The organism is Pseudomonas sp. Marseille-QA0332 (assembly GCF_054950175.1).
In genome coordinates this window covers 74,369-89,269 of the sequence record NZ_CM143106.1, presented here as the reverse complement: position 1 = coordinate 89,269, position 14,901 = coordinate 74,369, and the positions used below count along the sequence as shown (strand labels likewise).

10 protein-coding genes are annotated in these 14,901 nt (G+C 56.9%); 9 read left to right on the top strand and 1 reads right to left on the bottom strand.

The window, feature by feature from the left end; translation table 11 throughout:
* Positions 1-2: 2 nt before the first annotated feature.
* Positions 3-1,154 carry a hypothetical protein gene (locus tag ACY8GK_RS00375; protein ID WP_462401993.1) on the top strand — a complete coding sequence of 384 codons (1,152 nt, stop codon included), beginning with the start codon at positions 3-5 and terminating at the stop codon, positions 1,152-1,154.
* 129 nt (positions 1,155-1,283) lie between these two features.
* Here the strand turns inward: ACY8GK_RS00375 and ACY8GK_RS00370 are convergent, their stop codons facing one another.
* Entirely contained in the window at positions 1,284-2,084 is an 801-nt protein-coding gene (locus ACY8GK_RS00370) for a glycoside hydrolase family 16 protein (protein WP_462401992.1), read from the bottom strand.
* Positions 2,085-2,473: 389 nt separating this feature from the next.
* On the opposite strand from ACY8GK_RS00370, the gene ACY8GK_RS00365 reads away from it, so the two are divergent.
* The 8 genes from ACY8GK_RS00365 (at position 2,474) to rfbA (ending at position 14,900) form a co-directional block, all read left to right on the top strand.
* Positions 2,474-3,640, top strand: coding sequence for a nucleotide sugar dehydrogenase (locus ACY8GK_RS00365; RefSeq protein WP_462401991.1), 1,167 nt, complete (start codon positions 2,474-2,476; stop codon positions 3,638-3,640).
* 41 nt (positions 3,641-3,681) lie between these two features.
* A complete protein-coding gene (locus tag ACY8GK_RS00360; RefSeq protein WP_462401990.1) occupies positions 3,682-4,869 on the top strand; it encodes a hypothetical protein in 1,188 nt (395 codons plus the stop codon).
* On the top strand, positions 4,862-8,230 hold the full coding sequence (locus ACY8GK_RS00355; RefSeq protein ID WP_462401989.1) for a glycosyltransferase: 3,369 nt from the start codon (positions 4,862-4,864) through the stop codon (positions 8,228-8,230). The genes ACY8GK_RS00360 and ACY8GK_RS00355 overlap by 8 nt, the downstream gene beginning before the upstream one ends.
* Before the next feature lie 260 nt (positions 8,231-8,490).
* On the top strand, positions 8,491-10,341 hold the full coding sequence (locus ACY8GK_RS00350) for a glycoside hydrolase family 99-like domain-containing protein (protein WP_462401988.1): 1,851 nt from the start codon (positions 8,491-8,493) through the stop codon (positions 10,339-10,341).
* 14 nt (positions 10,342-10,355) lie between these two features.
* Complete coding sequence (locus tag ACY8GK_RS00345; protein ID WP_462401987.1) at positions 10,356-11,498, top strand: glycosyltransferase family 4 protein; 1,143 nt, start codon at positions 10,356-10,358, stop codon at positions 11,496-11,498.
* A gap of 536 nt (positions 11,499-12,034) precedes the next feature.
* Positions 12,035-13,111, top strand: coding sequence for a dTDP-glucose 4,6-dehydratase (rfbB, locus tag ACY8GK_RS00340; protein WP_462401986.1), 1,077 nt, complete (start codon positions 12,035-12,037; stop codon positions 13,109-13,111).
* Entirely contained in the window at positions 13,108-14,013 is a 906-nt protein-coding gene (rfbD, locus tag ACY8GK_RS00335; RefSeq protein WP_462401985.1) for a dTDP-4-dehydrorhamnose reductase, read from the top strand. Before rfbB ends, rfbD begins: the two co-directional genes overlap by 4 nt.
* On the top strand, positions 14,010-14,900 hold the full coding sequence (gene rfbA, locus ACY8GK_RS00330; protein ID WP_196179667.1) for a glucose-1-phosphate thymidylyltransferase RfbA: 891 nt from the start codon (positions 14,010-14,012) through the stop codon (positions 14,898-14,900). The genes rfbD and rfbA overlap by 4 nt, the downstream gene beginning before the upstream one ends.
* Position 14,901 lies beyond the last annotated feature (1 nt).

The following is a 14,901-nucleotide window of genomic DNA, read 5'->3' as shown; positions in this document are numbered from 1 at the left end:
AGATGCAGATCACAGTTAACAAAATGGCAGGCAAAACGTCATTCTTATACGAAGGAGCCGGCATAAACTTTATACATGAACTTTCCTACTCTGAGCATCTGGCGCCGACGGACGATTCATTGTTCAGGATAGCGCTATTGGCTCGCCCGGCGAATGACCCCACCTACTCAGTCACCGGTGTAGTTCCATCTTCAAGCAGCATCGACTTTTTTGAAAAGGCCTATAAATGCCGGATTCACGCCACGGCGTGCGACACCCCTGTTCCGGGACCGGCAAAGACACTCGCGAATGATATATATCTCTGTTTTTCCGGCGGCTTCGACTCTATTGCCGCCAAAGCCATCCTCCCGGACTCTGTCAAACTGATATCAAATGAATTTGGCGGCGCCTTCGAGCGCGAATCGGTATTTTTCAAAAAATTCGACACTACTGTCGTGCAGTGGAACTTGCGACGATCGAGGTCAGATGGCTTTCCTAAATTCAATGAATCCATCGACTGGCGGTTTATGCTTGCTCCGGGCTTACTACTTAAGCAAGAAGGAAAGCCCATCACATTGGCTACTGGCACCATTTTGGAAGCCAGCCCGTTTTGGTATGCAGGCCAGATCAAGCCTGATTTCCAAAGCTACTCAAGTTTTGGGTTTGGTCCCGACGTATCGGTGATCAATCCAGTTGCATGCATTAGCGAATTCGCCACCACGCTCATTGCAGCCAGACAGCTAAGCCCTGAACTGTTAAACCAGAGCCTGGACTCCCTTGCGGCACCAAAATCATTGAAACGGTACCGCAAGGAAGTCTTGATTGCGCTGGCACAAGATCGATCTGTACGTGCTCCTCACCCTGAAATGCCCAAACATTCATTTGGTCGTGGAATTGGTGACGATGCGGTTGCGCTGTATTTGACATGGAAGCTTGGCAGGGACTGGGTAGTAGAAAACTACTGTTCTGACATCCCTACCTGCTCAAAGTACTTGGACATGTCTTTCTTCGAAAGAATCCATGAAAATAACTTAAATTGCTTTAACGAAGAGGACAAAAAAAGCCTACTTAAACGCCTCGCAGAGTTTGATTTGGACACATACGACAAAAATGACTACGACAACCTTGAAAAATCAAAGGCACTCAGACAGGAGTTTATTTCTTCTTCTAATTAAGCCATAAACCGTACAGAGCACCTAGCTCGCAGCACCAGATGGACAATTTTCATGCACGTCCAGCATTAAGGCTCGAGTCACGTTCAGCACAGCCCTCTTGATCTGTGCTGAACAGATGCTGATACCCTTTCACTGCGCCGGCAAATAACCCCACACTTTTATGGATTTTATATACATTTGCTGAGGCAAGCTTTTCAAATCTATGGGCCCCACCCACCGCGACCCCCCGCCTATATTTATTTTCAACTGCATAGGTTGATTTAATGGGGAAATATTTTGAGTTTTCCCAAATACGGTTGGGACCTTCAGTACCAGTTCATCATCGTGAAAAACCTTAATAAAGTCAGGCGTCCATTCTGCTGTATATTTGTGAAAACCAGCACCCAGCGAGCTTTTCCCGCTCTTTCTGTCTAACTCCTTTGGTGAGCGCCCTGAATGTACAGTAGAAAAGCGAACCCCTGGGTCCTTGTCGCCTTTAGCCTCCATGATATCGATCTCCCCGTACTGACCTTTGTTCTTGCCCTGCAACCAGATGGCAGGCTGAAGCCCTGGGCTTTCTGGGACCGCAGCTACGATCTCAAACCTTCCGTAAGTGAAGTATTCCTTACTTGCTATACTGACGGAGCTCACATCGCGATAGGGAATAGCTTTGATCGGCCCAGCCTTCCTTTCCCCGAACCGCGGATTGTCAAGCCGTTCATGCCTAGCCTCCAGCGTGAGCGTGCCATTTTGATAGATAAGATTCTTATCGCCTTCCGTATAAAATACTTTGGTATTTTCATTCACTCCGATGGTTCTTGTCCATTGCATCGGATCCAGTCTCTGGCCGGCAGTAAAATCAACGTCAAGCACCGGCCTTTCCGAGAAGCCATTCCCTAGTACTGACATTGATACCAAACAAAGCGATAACGGCAATTTTTTTACAGCCATTTTTCTTGCTCCTGGGCCTTCAATGTATCGGATGACTCTTTTGCGGTTTCGGCGCCATCGTGCGCTATGTTGATCCAGTCGATCATCTACATGCATCGAAATGTCCCCGTTTGGCTACGTCGAATTCAATGCCACGTGAGTCGAACACCCCTGCGTTTGAATGCGATGTCTTCTGCCCCTGGATTCTGAACCCCTGATGTCATTGGGCAATGACATCTCAACGGAGTTCCCTCACCGAGAGCTACCCAGCAAACCCGTGCCACACGAAATCAGAAGATTTTTCAAAAAACGAGAACGGGGTGGTGTAAAAATCCGCGTTTATGCGGCATGATGCACCTATTGCCTAAGCACCGGGTGCTACGCCCTACCATAATCAAGGTTTCTAACACATGCATATCACTATCTCTGGTACTGGATACGTTGGAATGTCTAATGCTGTGCTGCTCGCTCAGCATAATCAGGTCTTGGCACTGGACATCATGCCAGAGAAAGTCGAAGCCATTAACAGGCGAGAGTCTGTGTTGGTCGATGCTGAACTGGAGTACTTTTTAAAAAACAAATCACTTGATCTGCGAGCCCTGCTTGACAAGAATGAAGCATATAAGAACGCGGAATTTGTGATCATTGCAACACCAACCGATTACGACCCTCAAACTAACTACTTCAACACCAGCTCGGTAGAAACAGTAATCCGTGATGTCCTCGCCATTAACCCAACGGCGACCATGATAATCAAATCTACTGTACCAGTAGGGTTTACCGAGCGTATGCGCCGCGATTTTTCATGCAATAACATTATCTTTTCCCCGGAATTCTTGCGAGAAGGCCGCGCACTCTATGACAACCTTCACCCCTCGCGCATTGTCATTGGAGAACGATCAGAGCGCGCCGAACTTTTTGCGGAATTGATGCTGCAAGGCGCAGAAAAGAAAGATGTACCCGTTCTATTTACAGGCCCGACCGAAGCTGAAGCAATAAAATTGTTTTCCAATACTTACCTGGCGATGCGCGTAGCCTACTTCAATGAACTCGACAGCTATGCGGAGACACACGGCTTGGACACCCGCCAGATCATTGATGGCGTTGGGCTCGACCCCCGCATTGGAGGACATTACAACAATCCTTCTTTTGGCTATGGCGGGTACTGCCTACCTAAAGACACAAAACAGTTGCTAGCCAACTATAGCGATATTCCGCAGACTCTCATCCAAGCCATTGTCGATTCAAATAGGACGCGTAAGGACTTCATTGCGGAATCCATCCTTAAACGCCAGCCGAAACGAGTAGGCATATACCGGTTAACCATGAAAGCCGGATCTGATAATTTCCGGACGTCCTCCATACAAGGTATTATGAAGCGACTCAAGGCCAAGGGCGTGGAAGTGGTGGTGTATGAGCCGGCTCTCGAGCAAGATTCCTTCTTCAATTCGCGAGTCGTCCGCGACCTTGAGGATTTCAAATATGCCTGCGATGTCATAGTAGCCAATCGGCTGACCGACGAAATCCGCGAGATCAGCGAAAAGGTTTACACTCGTGACCTCTTCGGCAAGGATTGACTGGTCCGTCGTTGACGACTGACTTAACTAAGGAGAACTCCATGCAAATCCTACTTTCTGGCTTGCATGAACAAGCCAGTCGCGCTTGGGCAGGCGCACCGGTAGACGGCACCTCATCACTGGAATGGCAGCCTGTATCGTTATTCATCGCGGATGCGGAAACGGCAGTTGGTGAACCTGGGCGTCGATGGGTATGGCTGTACCGAGCACCATGGGTCTGGCTCGCTGAAGGAAGCAGCGCAAATGCTGTTGCAGCCTTGCAGCAATGGCAATCCCAACAGCGCGCAGTATTGCAACTACGACGCAGTCTGAAAGACAGTCTCGTATTGGTGAATGTCGATCGGGTCGATGCCCAGTTCCTTGCGGAATACCTTGGCATTTTCCAGGGGATCCAGGCCTCGTCCCTCCCCGCGCGTTCCCCGTTAGCTTCTACGCTTGCATCTTTGTTTTCGCAAGCCGCACCTGAATGCTGGGCCCTTTATGAGGCTTTGGAAGCTGCAGCCTGGCTACCGGAAGGCGAGCCAGAATTTCGCTCAAGTCTGGCCTTGCCCTCCAACGAAGGACTAGATGAATTACTCCAATTAATCCACGCTGGTCGGCAGTTACCACGCTTCAGACAGCGGGCAGACGAGCTCGGTGAAAAGTTGCAAGCAGCGGAAACAGCATTGGCGAGTGTGAAGACACAGGCCGACTTTAGCCAGAGAGAGACCGGTAAACAACTACGTGAAAGCGAACAGGCTCTCCTCAGCTTGCGTCATGACCTTGATCAGGCTCGGACTGCAGAGCAAACCCGGAGAGAGGAACACGAATTACTGCTTGCGCAGCTGCTGCAGGTGCAAGAGGAACTCGAAAGACAATATCTCGATAACGTTTCGCTCAAGGAGCAGCATGCGGCGCTAGCCCAGGAGCTGACCTCGACAATCGAGCGTCATGCCGATATGTCGGAGCAGCTTGAGCTTGCTAGAGCAGCGTTGACTGAAGCAAAGCAGGTGCATGGCAACCCAGGCGAAACACAACCACCAGTGCAGGTGCATTCAGCAAAGGGACGGGAGGAGTCACAATCGCTGAGGGAGGAAAATGAGTTATTGCTTAACCAGCTCCACTCTGTACAGGAAAAGCTGGAGAATTATTATCTTGCCAACCGCGAAATACTCTCAGCGGTGGACCAATCCGAGCATACCATGCATCGCGCTCGTCATCTGATCAGTCAAATGGCCGCTCATGTCTGAATTACTTTCTTTATCGTCCGATAACAGCGTGGTCGACGCTGAATGGTATCTTTCCACCTACCCGGATGTCGCTGCGACTGGCATTGACCCGAATGTTCATTATGAACAGCATGGCCATGCCGAAGGTCGCTTTCCTCGTTTGCTTCGGGCTGCGCGCCTGGAGAAAGCACTGTGGGGCGGTTTCGCGAAGCCTGCACTATCCGAGTTGCAGTCTTGGTGGCAGGAGACCAGCGATTCCGAGGAGCAAACTTATGCGGCCTGGGCATTAGCACGTTGGTTTGCTAGTACCGCCCAATGGCCAAGTGCACTCCCTTTCGTTCCGCATTTGCTGGGTGAACTTCCCCCTTATATCGGACATTTCGGAGCAACATTGCTTGCAGTAGAAATTTTACTGCGCAATGACCAGCGAGAGCTTGCCCAAGCGTGCGTGCAAGAGGCTATCGATCTGCGTGGGCGTCAGGCCGACCTTTGTTTGGCCGCCGCCAATGTTGGCCTTCCAGTTGCTGACAATGATGGGTATCCGGAACCAATGCGACGGCTCGCGTGGTTCAGTCGAATTTTCAACGAAAGGGGGCTGGCCCCCATCAGCTTGCGTGACTCACAGGCTTCCTTGACTTTAGACAACCTTCGGAGCGAAGCGGCAGCGCTATCCGGTCCGGCCAAAAAACAACCGAAGATCAGCGTTATCATGCCGGCATTCAACGCCGAGGCATTCATCGAAACGGCTCTGCGCAGCCTGCTCGCCCAAAGTTGGAGCAACCTGGAAATCCTGGTAGTCGATGACCGCAGCACAGACGCCACGGTCGAGCGCGTATCAGCGCTCGCCCGCGAGGACAAACGCATTCTCCTGCTGCAACAACCGGTCAACCGTGGTGCCTACGCTGCACGCAACACTGCGCTGGAGCACGCCACCGGTACGTTCCTGATCAACCACGACAGTGACGACTGGTCTCATCCTCAGCGCCTGGAGCTGATGGTCGCTCCGCTACTGGAAAACTCGAACTTGGTCGGTACGCTGGCCGACTGGGTCAGGTCCGACACCCAGCTGCATTTCCAAAACTGGCGTATCGAGAACAGTCTGATCGAACCGAGCGTTTCCACCATCATGGTGCGACGCGAAGCAGTACGGGACCTTGGCGGTTGGGACGAAGTGCGTGTCGCGGCTGACCACGAGCTGCGTCAGCGGCTGCTACGCTGCCATGGCACCGACGCGCTACTTCATGTTTGCCCTGGTGTCCCCCTGGTCATTGCCAGGCACCTGCCGCAATCACTGACCATGGCCTCCGGTACGCACGTACGCTCGACATTCTTCGGCCTGCGTCAACTCTACAGTGCGCTGGCCGATACCTGGCACGCGATGACAGAGGATGCAGCCGGCCTGCGATTGTCTACGGGCTCTGCCACTCGAGCCTTTCCGGCGCCAGCACCTATGCTGCATGCCGCCGATGTCGAAACCAACTATGACTGGCTGTTGATCAGTGACCTCAGTGAAGGCGCACGCACGGCCAAGACGCTGCTTTTCGTACTTGACCGTTTGCAAAAGCATGGCAAGCGAATCGCCTTGCTGCACTGGCCAGACTACCAACGCCCGTCCCCGGTTGGTGATGCCATCCTCCGTCGGGCTGTCAGCGGAGCAGTGGACGTGGTGCTTGCAGAGCAGCAGCTAACGGTTCCTCGAGTGCTGGTCGTGGGTCGTCACCTGCTTGCCTACCCGTTGGACTTGGTTCCTGGCATCCAGGGATTGCAGGACTGTCAGGTAATCGATTCGATCCGTGAAGCAAGATTGCTATCAATCTCCATCGTACAGGGTCAAGGTCCAGTCAGCACCGAGACACCTGAACCGCTTCAAGCCTTGTCGCAGCATTCGGACGCGGCTTCTGCGCAACCGTTTGAGGCACACGGTGCTCCGTCGGAGCCAGCCGACTCTGTGCTGCCGGCCCTGTTCGATGCAGAGTGGTATCTGCAACGTAACCCAGACCTGCAAGGCGCTGATGTCGACCCGTGGCAGCATTACCTTACCCATGGTCATGCTGAAGGCCGTGAACCAGGCCCCGACTTCAATACGCCTTGGTACTTGGAGCAAAGTGTCGAGGCGCGTGAAAGTGGCCTGCCAGCTTTGCTGCATTACGAACAGGTAGGGCGCCAAGCGGGCCACGACCCTAGCCATCCCACCTTCGCTGGTCGCCAGCAACACCGCCCAGGGCGGCCAACAGTGCTGCTTTGTGCTCATGCTGCCAATCCGCAGCTGTTCGGCGCAGAACTTAGTCTGTTGGATGTGCTGGATGCCTGTGTTGCGATGGAGCTGAACGCAATCGTCAGCGTACCGAGTGTTGCCAACCCGCTTTATCTTGAAGAGTTACGGGCTCGTGCGCTGCTGGTCGCCTGTATTCCAACCCTGCTGTGGCGCGCCGACACAGTGCCCTGCTCGATAGCGGTCGAACGCTTCTCTGCACTGATCCGTACGCATTCGGTCGATTTGGTACAAGCCAATACCCTGATGCTACGCGAGCCGCTGATTGCCGCACGCTTGGCACAGGTGCCGGCAGTTCTCCATGCTCACGAGTCGCCCACCCAGGACGCCGATCTATGCGCTTCGATCGGACTACCGGCAGACCAGATCGTAACCGAGGCGCTGGAACGTGCCGATCACGTCTTGGCCAATTCGGCCTTCACGGCACGCTATCTTTCCAAGCCAGGGGCTACTCATGTAGTTGGAAACATCGTCGATCTGAAAGCGTTTGATTTGCCCAATTCGGTGGATCACAAACGCATCACTGCAGCATTGATCAGCAGCAACCAACCTAAAAAGGGTGTGCAAGACCTGCTGCAGCTGGCTTGCGATACGGCTGCCGACATTCCCAATCTGCAGCTGTTGCTGATTGGTCCCGAAACGCCCTGCGTCGCAGCCTTGCGTAGGCTGGAGGCTGACGGCCGGCTGCCAGCCAACTTCTCCATCCTGCCTTACGCAGCCAGCCCGCAAGCTGCGTTGGCCCAGACCAACATCGTGCTCAATCTTTCCCATTGTCAGGAAACGTTCGGTCGCACCGTGCTCGAGGGAATGGCAGCCAGCCGCCCGGTGCTGGCTTACCGGTGGGGCGCATTGCCTGAGCTCATCGAAGAGGGCATCACCGGCTTTACGTTCGAGCATGGTGATACCAAAGCCGTCGCAAACAGGCTGCGCCAGTTCTGCCGTAACCCGAAGAAGATTCGTACGGTAGGTGCTGCAGGTCGCAAACGTGCCAAGCAATATAACTTGAAGCGCCTGTGCCAGCAGTTGGGTCAAGCCTATGAGTCGATACTCGACCGTTCGCTGCAAGTTTCCTCCGGTGAACGTCAGCTGCTGGAAGGAGTCGTGCAATGACCCATCATCACGACTCGTCACCGCAGAAAATCGCAACTGGCGAAACTCAGACTCATGCGGCTGCTGAGTCGATGTCTCCTCTGCCTCTACTTGCAGCGACACAACTTGCCACTGCCGACGGCACTTGGGAATGGCAGGATTATCCCGCAGTCAAGGAACACATCGCCCAGGCGAAATCGGCGCATCGCGCCCGAAACCCTGTCGCAGCCCTCGACGTACTGGATTTCGATCCAGCCGACTTGCCGGCTCAGGCTGCCAAGTTGCAGTTCCAAGCCCCAGGCGCCCTGCCGCTGGTATCCATCCTCATCCCCGTGTTCAACAACGTGAAGCTGACGCTCGAATGCCTGGCTTCCATCCAGCGACACCTGTCGCCGGATCTGGATGTGGAAATCATCATCGCGGATGACGCCTCCACTGATGACACCCAGGCGTTGCTCGAGCCCATTCCCAACCTTCGCTACCTGCGCAGCGAACAGAACCTCGGCTTCCTGCGCAACTGCAACCGCGCCATGGCCCACGTCAACGGGGCATTCACGGTTTATCTCAACAATGACGTCCAGGTCACCGCTGGCTGGCTCGAGGCGTTGCTGGACACCTTCGTCGAGTTCGAGAACGTCGGTGCCGTCGGGCCCAAGTTCGTCTACCCCAGCGGCCATCTGCAAGAGGCTGGCGCTGCATTGGCGCCCGATGGCGTTTCGACCATGATCGGTTTCGCCGAGAACCCGAACGAGCCGCGCTTCAACTACACCCGGCGGGTCGACTATGTCTCTGGTGCGTGCCTGCTCGCCCCTACCGCCTTGCTCAAGCGCATCGGCGGCTTCTCCGAAGAGTTTCTGCCTTGCTACTGCGAAGACAGCGACCTGTGCCTGACCATTCGCGCCGAGGGCCACGAGGTCTACTACAATCCGCACGCCACGGTCATTCACCACCTGTCCAAGACCACCGCCGCGGCCGGTAACGACTTCAAGATGGCCAGCATCGCGAAGAACGTCAGCACGCTGAACAGGAAGTGGGCGGCGACCATCGAACGGCACTTCGACCCCCGCCTGATCGCTTTCTTCCTGCCTCAGTTCCATCCGGTCCCGGAGAACGACCTATGGTGGGGCAAAGGCTTTACCGAGTGGGCCAACGTCAGCAAGGCTGAGCCCAATTTCGTCGGCCACTACCAGCCGAGGATCCCCGCCGACCTCGGCTACTATGACTTGCGCCTGCTCGAAGTGCTGCAAGAGCAGGCCGACCTGGCGCAACGCTATGGCGTCCACGGTTTCTGCTTCTACTACTACTGGTTCGGTGGCAAGCGTCTGCTGGAGCGCCCCATCGAGCAGTTGCTGCAAAGCGACAGGCCCGACATCCCGTTCTGCCTGTGCTGGGCGAACGAAAACTGGACACGTCGTTGGGACGGCCTGGAAAAGGAAGTGCTGATCGCCCAGGCGCATAGCGACGAAGACGACATGGCGGTGATCGAGGACCTGATCCGCTATTTCAAGGATGACCGCTACATCAGGATCGATGAGAGACCCTTGCTGGTCATCTACCGGCCAACCCTGTTCCCCGACTTCGTCAAGACCGCCGCTCGCTGGCGCGAAGTCTGCCGCGAACGGGGCGTGGGCGAAATCTACATTGCGATGGTCGAGTCGTTCGAGCTGGCCAAGTCGGGCTCTCACCCCTCCTTGTACGGCTGCGATGCGGCCATCGAATTCCCCCCAGGTGGCCTGGTCAAGCCCAAGCCGCCCACGGGCGAGCTGCTCAAGCCTGGTTTCTCCGGCCATTCGGCGGACTACCGCGAGCTGGCGGTGAGCTATGCCTCGCGCCCCGCGCCCGGCTATACGCGCTTCAAGGGCGTCATGCCTGGCTGGGACAACACGGCGCGGCGCCAGGAGGCAGGCAATTGCTTCGAACATTCGACACCAGGGGCCTTCCAGGCCTGGCTCGAGGAAGCGATTGCCGAAACCCGTGAGCAACACTTCGGCGACGAGCGCCTGGTGTTCATCAACGCGTGGAACGAATGGGCCGAAGGCGCCTACCTGGAACCCGATCGGCGCTTTGGTCACACCTACCTCGAAGCTGTGCGCAACGCACTGGACGCCTCGCGTCTGCTGAAGAAAACCTGAGTGGCTGATATTCGATGACTCATATCCTCAACGACAGCGGCGATCTATGCCTGGTAGGCCACCCCTTCGCACCGATCGGCATGGGCGAACACATACGTGCCACGTTTCGCTCGCTCAGGGCCGTCTACGCCCCGCCAAAGCTTCACGACATCTACAAGTTCGTGCCGGCCAGCGAGGCCGAAAGCGCCGAATTCGGCGCGGCGCTGGTGGAAGAACCCGCACCGATCAACCTCTTCCATATCAATGGCAACGAGGTGGAGCATGCATTGGAGCATCTCGGCCAGACCCGGCCGTGGCAGGGTTACAACATCATCTATCCGCTCTGGGAACTGCCTCGCTATCCGCGGGAGTGGGCGACGCAACTGGATCGTTTCGATGAAATCTGGGCTGCCTCGCGCTTCGTCAAGGAGGCCCTCGAGCAAGCGTGCAGCAAGCCTGTGGTACACATGCCGCTGGCGACCGAGATCCACCTGGAGACTTTCTTCGGCCGTCGTTACTTCGGCCTGCCTGAAGCGGACTATGTGTTCCTGTTCTTCTATGACTTGCGTTCGTACTCCGCCCGCAAGAACCCCCGTGGTGTGCTCGAGGCCTTCAGGCAGCTGCTCGCCAAGCGGCCCTACGCGCGCGCGCACCTGGTGATCAAGGTGAACGGTGTCGACATGTACCCGCAAGCCTTCGCCGAGCTGCAGGCCGAGGTGCAGGCGCTGCCTGGCCGCACCACGCTGCTGGAGCGGACCATGAGCAGCACCGAGGTGAAGAACCTGCTGCGCTGCAGTGATTGCTTCGTGTCGCTGCACCGTTCCGAAGGCTACGGCTTCGGCGTGGCCGAAGCGATGGCGCTGGGCAAGCCGGTGATCGCCACGGCATATTCGGGAAACATGGACTTCATGACGGCGGACACCAGCCTGCCGGTGGACTACCGGCTGATCCCGGTGCTGGAGGGCGAATACCCTCACCATGAGGATCAGCAGTGGGCCGACCCGGACGGCGACCAGGCGGTGGCCTACATGCTGCAACTGGTGGATGACCCGGCAATGGGCCGAAGGCTGGGCAAGAAAGCGCAGCTGCATATGCAAAGCTATTTCAGCTACCGCTACACCGGATTGCGCTACCGAACCCGTCTGGAGGAAATCAGGCAGAGCCTGCCACGCGCTTGAATGTGGCTGGTGGGGACGCGCCTGGACTTTCAGGCGCCTTCGCCGGCTTGAGCGCGTCATTTCGGGCCTGATGAGCGGCCCCATCCTGACCTGCGCTATCCATGACCAGAGCCTTCATGCAGCCTCAGGACTTCACCCCTACTGCCCTTCATCAAACGTCTTGAGGCATGGCAGCTCAGCTTGCCAGCACGATGCTGACTAAACGCCAGCAAGACCGGAACCTAACCCGCCTGGATGGGTCGGAAGTACCCGGTGCCACTCCATGGCAGGCGTTGCTATCGAATATCGGATCAGTCTGCCAATTGCACCAGAATTATCGACACCTCGGCTGCACGCCCGCACGCTATATTTCTGGTAGCACTCGTTCATAGCAGGCTCGACACGCCATGACGTGACCAGGCGAACATACCAAGTGCCGGCAACTAACGGCGTTCGGGTATACTTTTCGATCGCGTTTTCGTGATGGCTGAGTCGTACATGCATGGACTTATACAGGGCTCGCAAGCTCTGTCATGACCTCAAGGTATAAAACTCTCGTGAAGATTCTAGTAACAGGTGGTGCCGGCTTCATCGGTTCGGCAGTCATACGTCACATCATCTCCAGCACCGATGATTCGGTCGTCAACGTCGACAAGCTTACCTACGCAGGCAATCTGGAATCCCTGCAGGCCGTCGATCAAAGCGAGCGCTATGCGTTCGAGCGCGTCGATATCTGCGACCGCGTCGAACTCGACCGCGTACTGCGCGAGCACCAGCCTGACGCCATCATGCACCTGGCTGCCGAGTCCCATGTAGACCGCTCCATCAGCGGCCCGTCCGAGTTCATCCAGACCAACATCATCGGCACCTACAACCTGCTGGAAGCGGCGCGTGGCTACTGGACCGCGCTGGACGAGACACGCAGGGCGGCATTCCGCTTCCATCACATCTCCACCGACGAAGTGTACGGCGACCTGGAAGGCCCGGAAGACCTGTTCACCGAAACCACGCCTTACCAGCCAAGCTCGCCCTACTCGGCCAGCAAAGCCAGCTCCGACCACCTGGTGCGCGCCTGGGCACGGACCTATGGCCTGCCGACGCTGGTCACCAACTGCTCGAACAACTATGGCCCCTTCCACTTCCCCGAGAAGCTGATCCCGCTGGTCATCCTCAATGCACTGGAAGGCAAGCCGCTGCCGATCTACGGCAAGGGCGACCAGATTCGCGACTGGCTGTACGTGGAAGACCACGCCCGCGCGCTGTACAAGGTGGTCACCGAGGGTGAAGTGGGCCAGACCTACAACATCGGCGGCCACAACGAGAAGCAGAACATCGAAGTGGTCCGCACCGTCTGTGCGTTGCTCGATGAGCTGCGCCCCGATTCGGCCTTCCGCCCCCATGTCGAGCTGCTGACCTACGTGCAGGACCGCCCTGGCCACGACCAGCGCTATGCCATCGATGCCAGCAAGATCCAACGGGAACTGGGCTGGGTGCCGGAAGAGACTTTCGAGTCAGGCATTCGCAAGACGGTGCAGTGGTACCTGGACAACCCCGAGTGGGTTGCCCATGTGAAGAGCGGCAGCTACCAGCAATGGATCGACAAGAACTACACCACGCGTACGGGCCAGGCATGAAGATTCTGCTGCTGGGAAAAAACGGCCAGGTCGGCTGGGAACTGCAACGGGCGCTCAGCGTACTGGGCGAGGTGATCGCCCTCGACCGTCATCGCGTATCGACCCCTTACGGCGAGCTGACAGGCGACCTGGCGGACCTGGAAGGCTTGCGCGACAGCATCGGCAAGGTAGCGCCGCAGGTGATCGTCAACGCGGCGGCCTATACGGCCGTCGACAAGGCCGAAAGCGAGCGTGAGCTGGCCCACAAGGTCAACGCCCTGGCCAGCCAGGTGATGGCCGAGCAAGCCAGGCGGCTCGATGCCTGGCTGGTGCATTACTCCACCGACTACGTGTTCGATGGCAGCGGCTCGACGCCGTGGCACGAAACCGATGCCGTTGCGCCGGTCAACTACTATGGCGCCACCAAGCTCGAAGGCGAGCAGCTGATCGCAGCGTCTGGCTGCAAGCATCTGATATTCCGCACCAGCTGGGTATATGCGGCACGCGGCAACAACTTCGCCAAGACCATGCTGCGCCTGGCGAAGGACCGGCCAACACTCAACGTGATCGCCGACCAGGTTGGCGTGCCCACCGGGGCGGACCTGCTGGCCGACGTAGCGGTGGCGGCACTGCAGCAAGCGCTGCGCAAGCCGGAGCTTGGCGGTATCTATCACCTGGCGCCCGCCGGCGAGACCACCTGGCATGCCTATGCCAGCTATGTCATCAACTTTGCCCGGCGCCACGGTGAGCCGCTGGCGGTGGAAGCGGTCAACCCGATCGCTACCAGCGAATATCCGACTCCAGCCGCGCGCCCGTTGAACTCGCGCCTGGCCACGACCAAGCTTCGTGACTCTTTCTCTCTGCACTTGCCAGACTGGCAAAGTGGTGTCACCCGCATGCTTATGGAAGCTCTGAACAAATGAACACGACCAATCGTAAAGGGATCATTCTGGCTGGTGGTTCGGGGACGCGCCTGCACCCGCTGACACTCGGCGTGTCCAAGCAGATGCTGCCGATCTATGACAAGCCGATGATCTACTACCCGCTTTCGGTGCTGATGCTGGCCGGCATGCGTGAGATCCTGATCATTTCAACGCCCGAAGACCTGCCTGCGTTCCGCAAGCTGCTGGGCGACGGCAGCCAGTACGGTATCGAGCTCAGCTATGCCGAGCAACCGAGCCCGGACGGCCTGGCCCAGGCGTTCATCATCGGCGAAGAATTCATCGGCAAGGACCCGTGCTGCCTGATCCTCGGCGACAACATCTTCTACGGTCAGCATTTCTCGGACAACCTGCGCTCGGCCAACGAGCAGACCGAAGGCGCTACGGTGTTCGGTTACCACGTGGCCGACCCGGAGCGCTTTGGCGTGGTCGAGTTCGACGAGACCGGCCGGGCGTTGAGCATCGAGGAAAAGCCGGCGCAACCCAAGTCGAGCTATGCGGTGACCGGCCTGTACTTCTACGACAATCAGGTCGTCGAGATCGCCAAGAACATCAAGCCGTCGGAGCGTGGCGAGCTGGAAATCACCGATGTGAACCGCGTGTACCTCGAGCAGAAGAACCTCAGCGTCGAGATTCTCGGCCGTGGCTTCGCCTGGCTGGATACCGGCACTCACCAGTCGTTGATGGAGGCGAGCCACTTCATCCATACCATCGAGGAACGTCAGGGCTGGAAGGTCGCCTGCCTTGAGGAGATCGCCTTCCACAACGAATGGATCAGCCGTGAACAGGTGGCTTGCCAGGCCGAGAAGCTGAAAAAGACCGGGTACGGCCGCTACCTGTCCGAGTTGCTCAAGCCAGGCCACCACTGAT

What these genes read in the sequence shown, in the direction of transcription:
- ACY8GK_RS00375 (WP_462401993.1), top strand. Translation starts at nt 3, where the DNA reads ATGCAGATCACAGTTAACAAAATGGCAGGCAAAACGTCATTCTTATAC.
- ACY8GK_RS00370 (WP_462401992.1), bottom strand. Translation starts at nt 2,084, where the DNA reads ATGGCTGTAAAAAAATTGCCGTTATCGCTTTGTTTGGTATCAATGTCA.
- ACY8GK_RS00365 (WP_462401991.1), top strand. Translation starts at nt 2,474, where the DNA reads ATGCATATCACTATCTCTGGTACTGGATACGTTGGAATGTCTAATGCT.
- ACY8GK_RS00360 (WP_462401990.1), top strand. Translation starts at nt 3,682, where the DNA reads ATGCAAATCCTACTTTCTGGCTTGCATGAACAAGCCAGTCGCGCTTGG.
- ACY8GK_RS00355 (WP_462401989.1), top strand. Translation starts at nt 4,862, where the DNA reads ATGTCTGAATTACTTTCTTTATCGTCCGATAACAGCGTGGTCGACGCT.
- ACY8GK_RS00345 (WP_462401987.1), top strand. Translation starts at nt 10,356, where the DNA reads ATGACTCATATCCTCAACGACAGCGGCGATCTATGCCTGGTAGGCCAC.
- rfbD (WP_462401985.1), top strand. Translation starts at nt 13,108, where the DNA reads ATGAAGATTCTGCTGCTGGGAAAAAACGGCCAGGTCGGCTGGGAACTG.
- rfbA (WP_196179667.1), top strand. Translation starts at nt 14,010, where the DNA reads ATGAACACGACCAATCGTAAAGGGATCATTCTGGCTGGTGGTTCGGGG.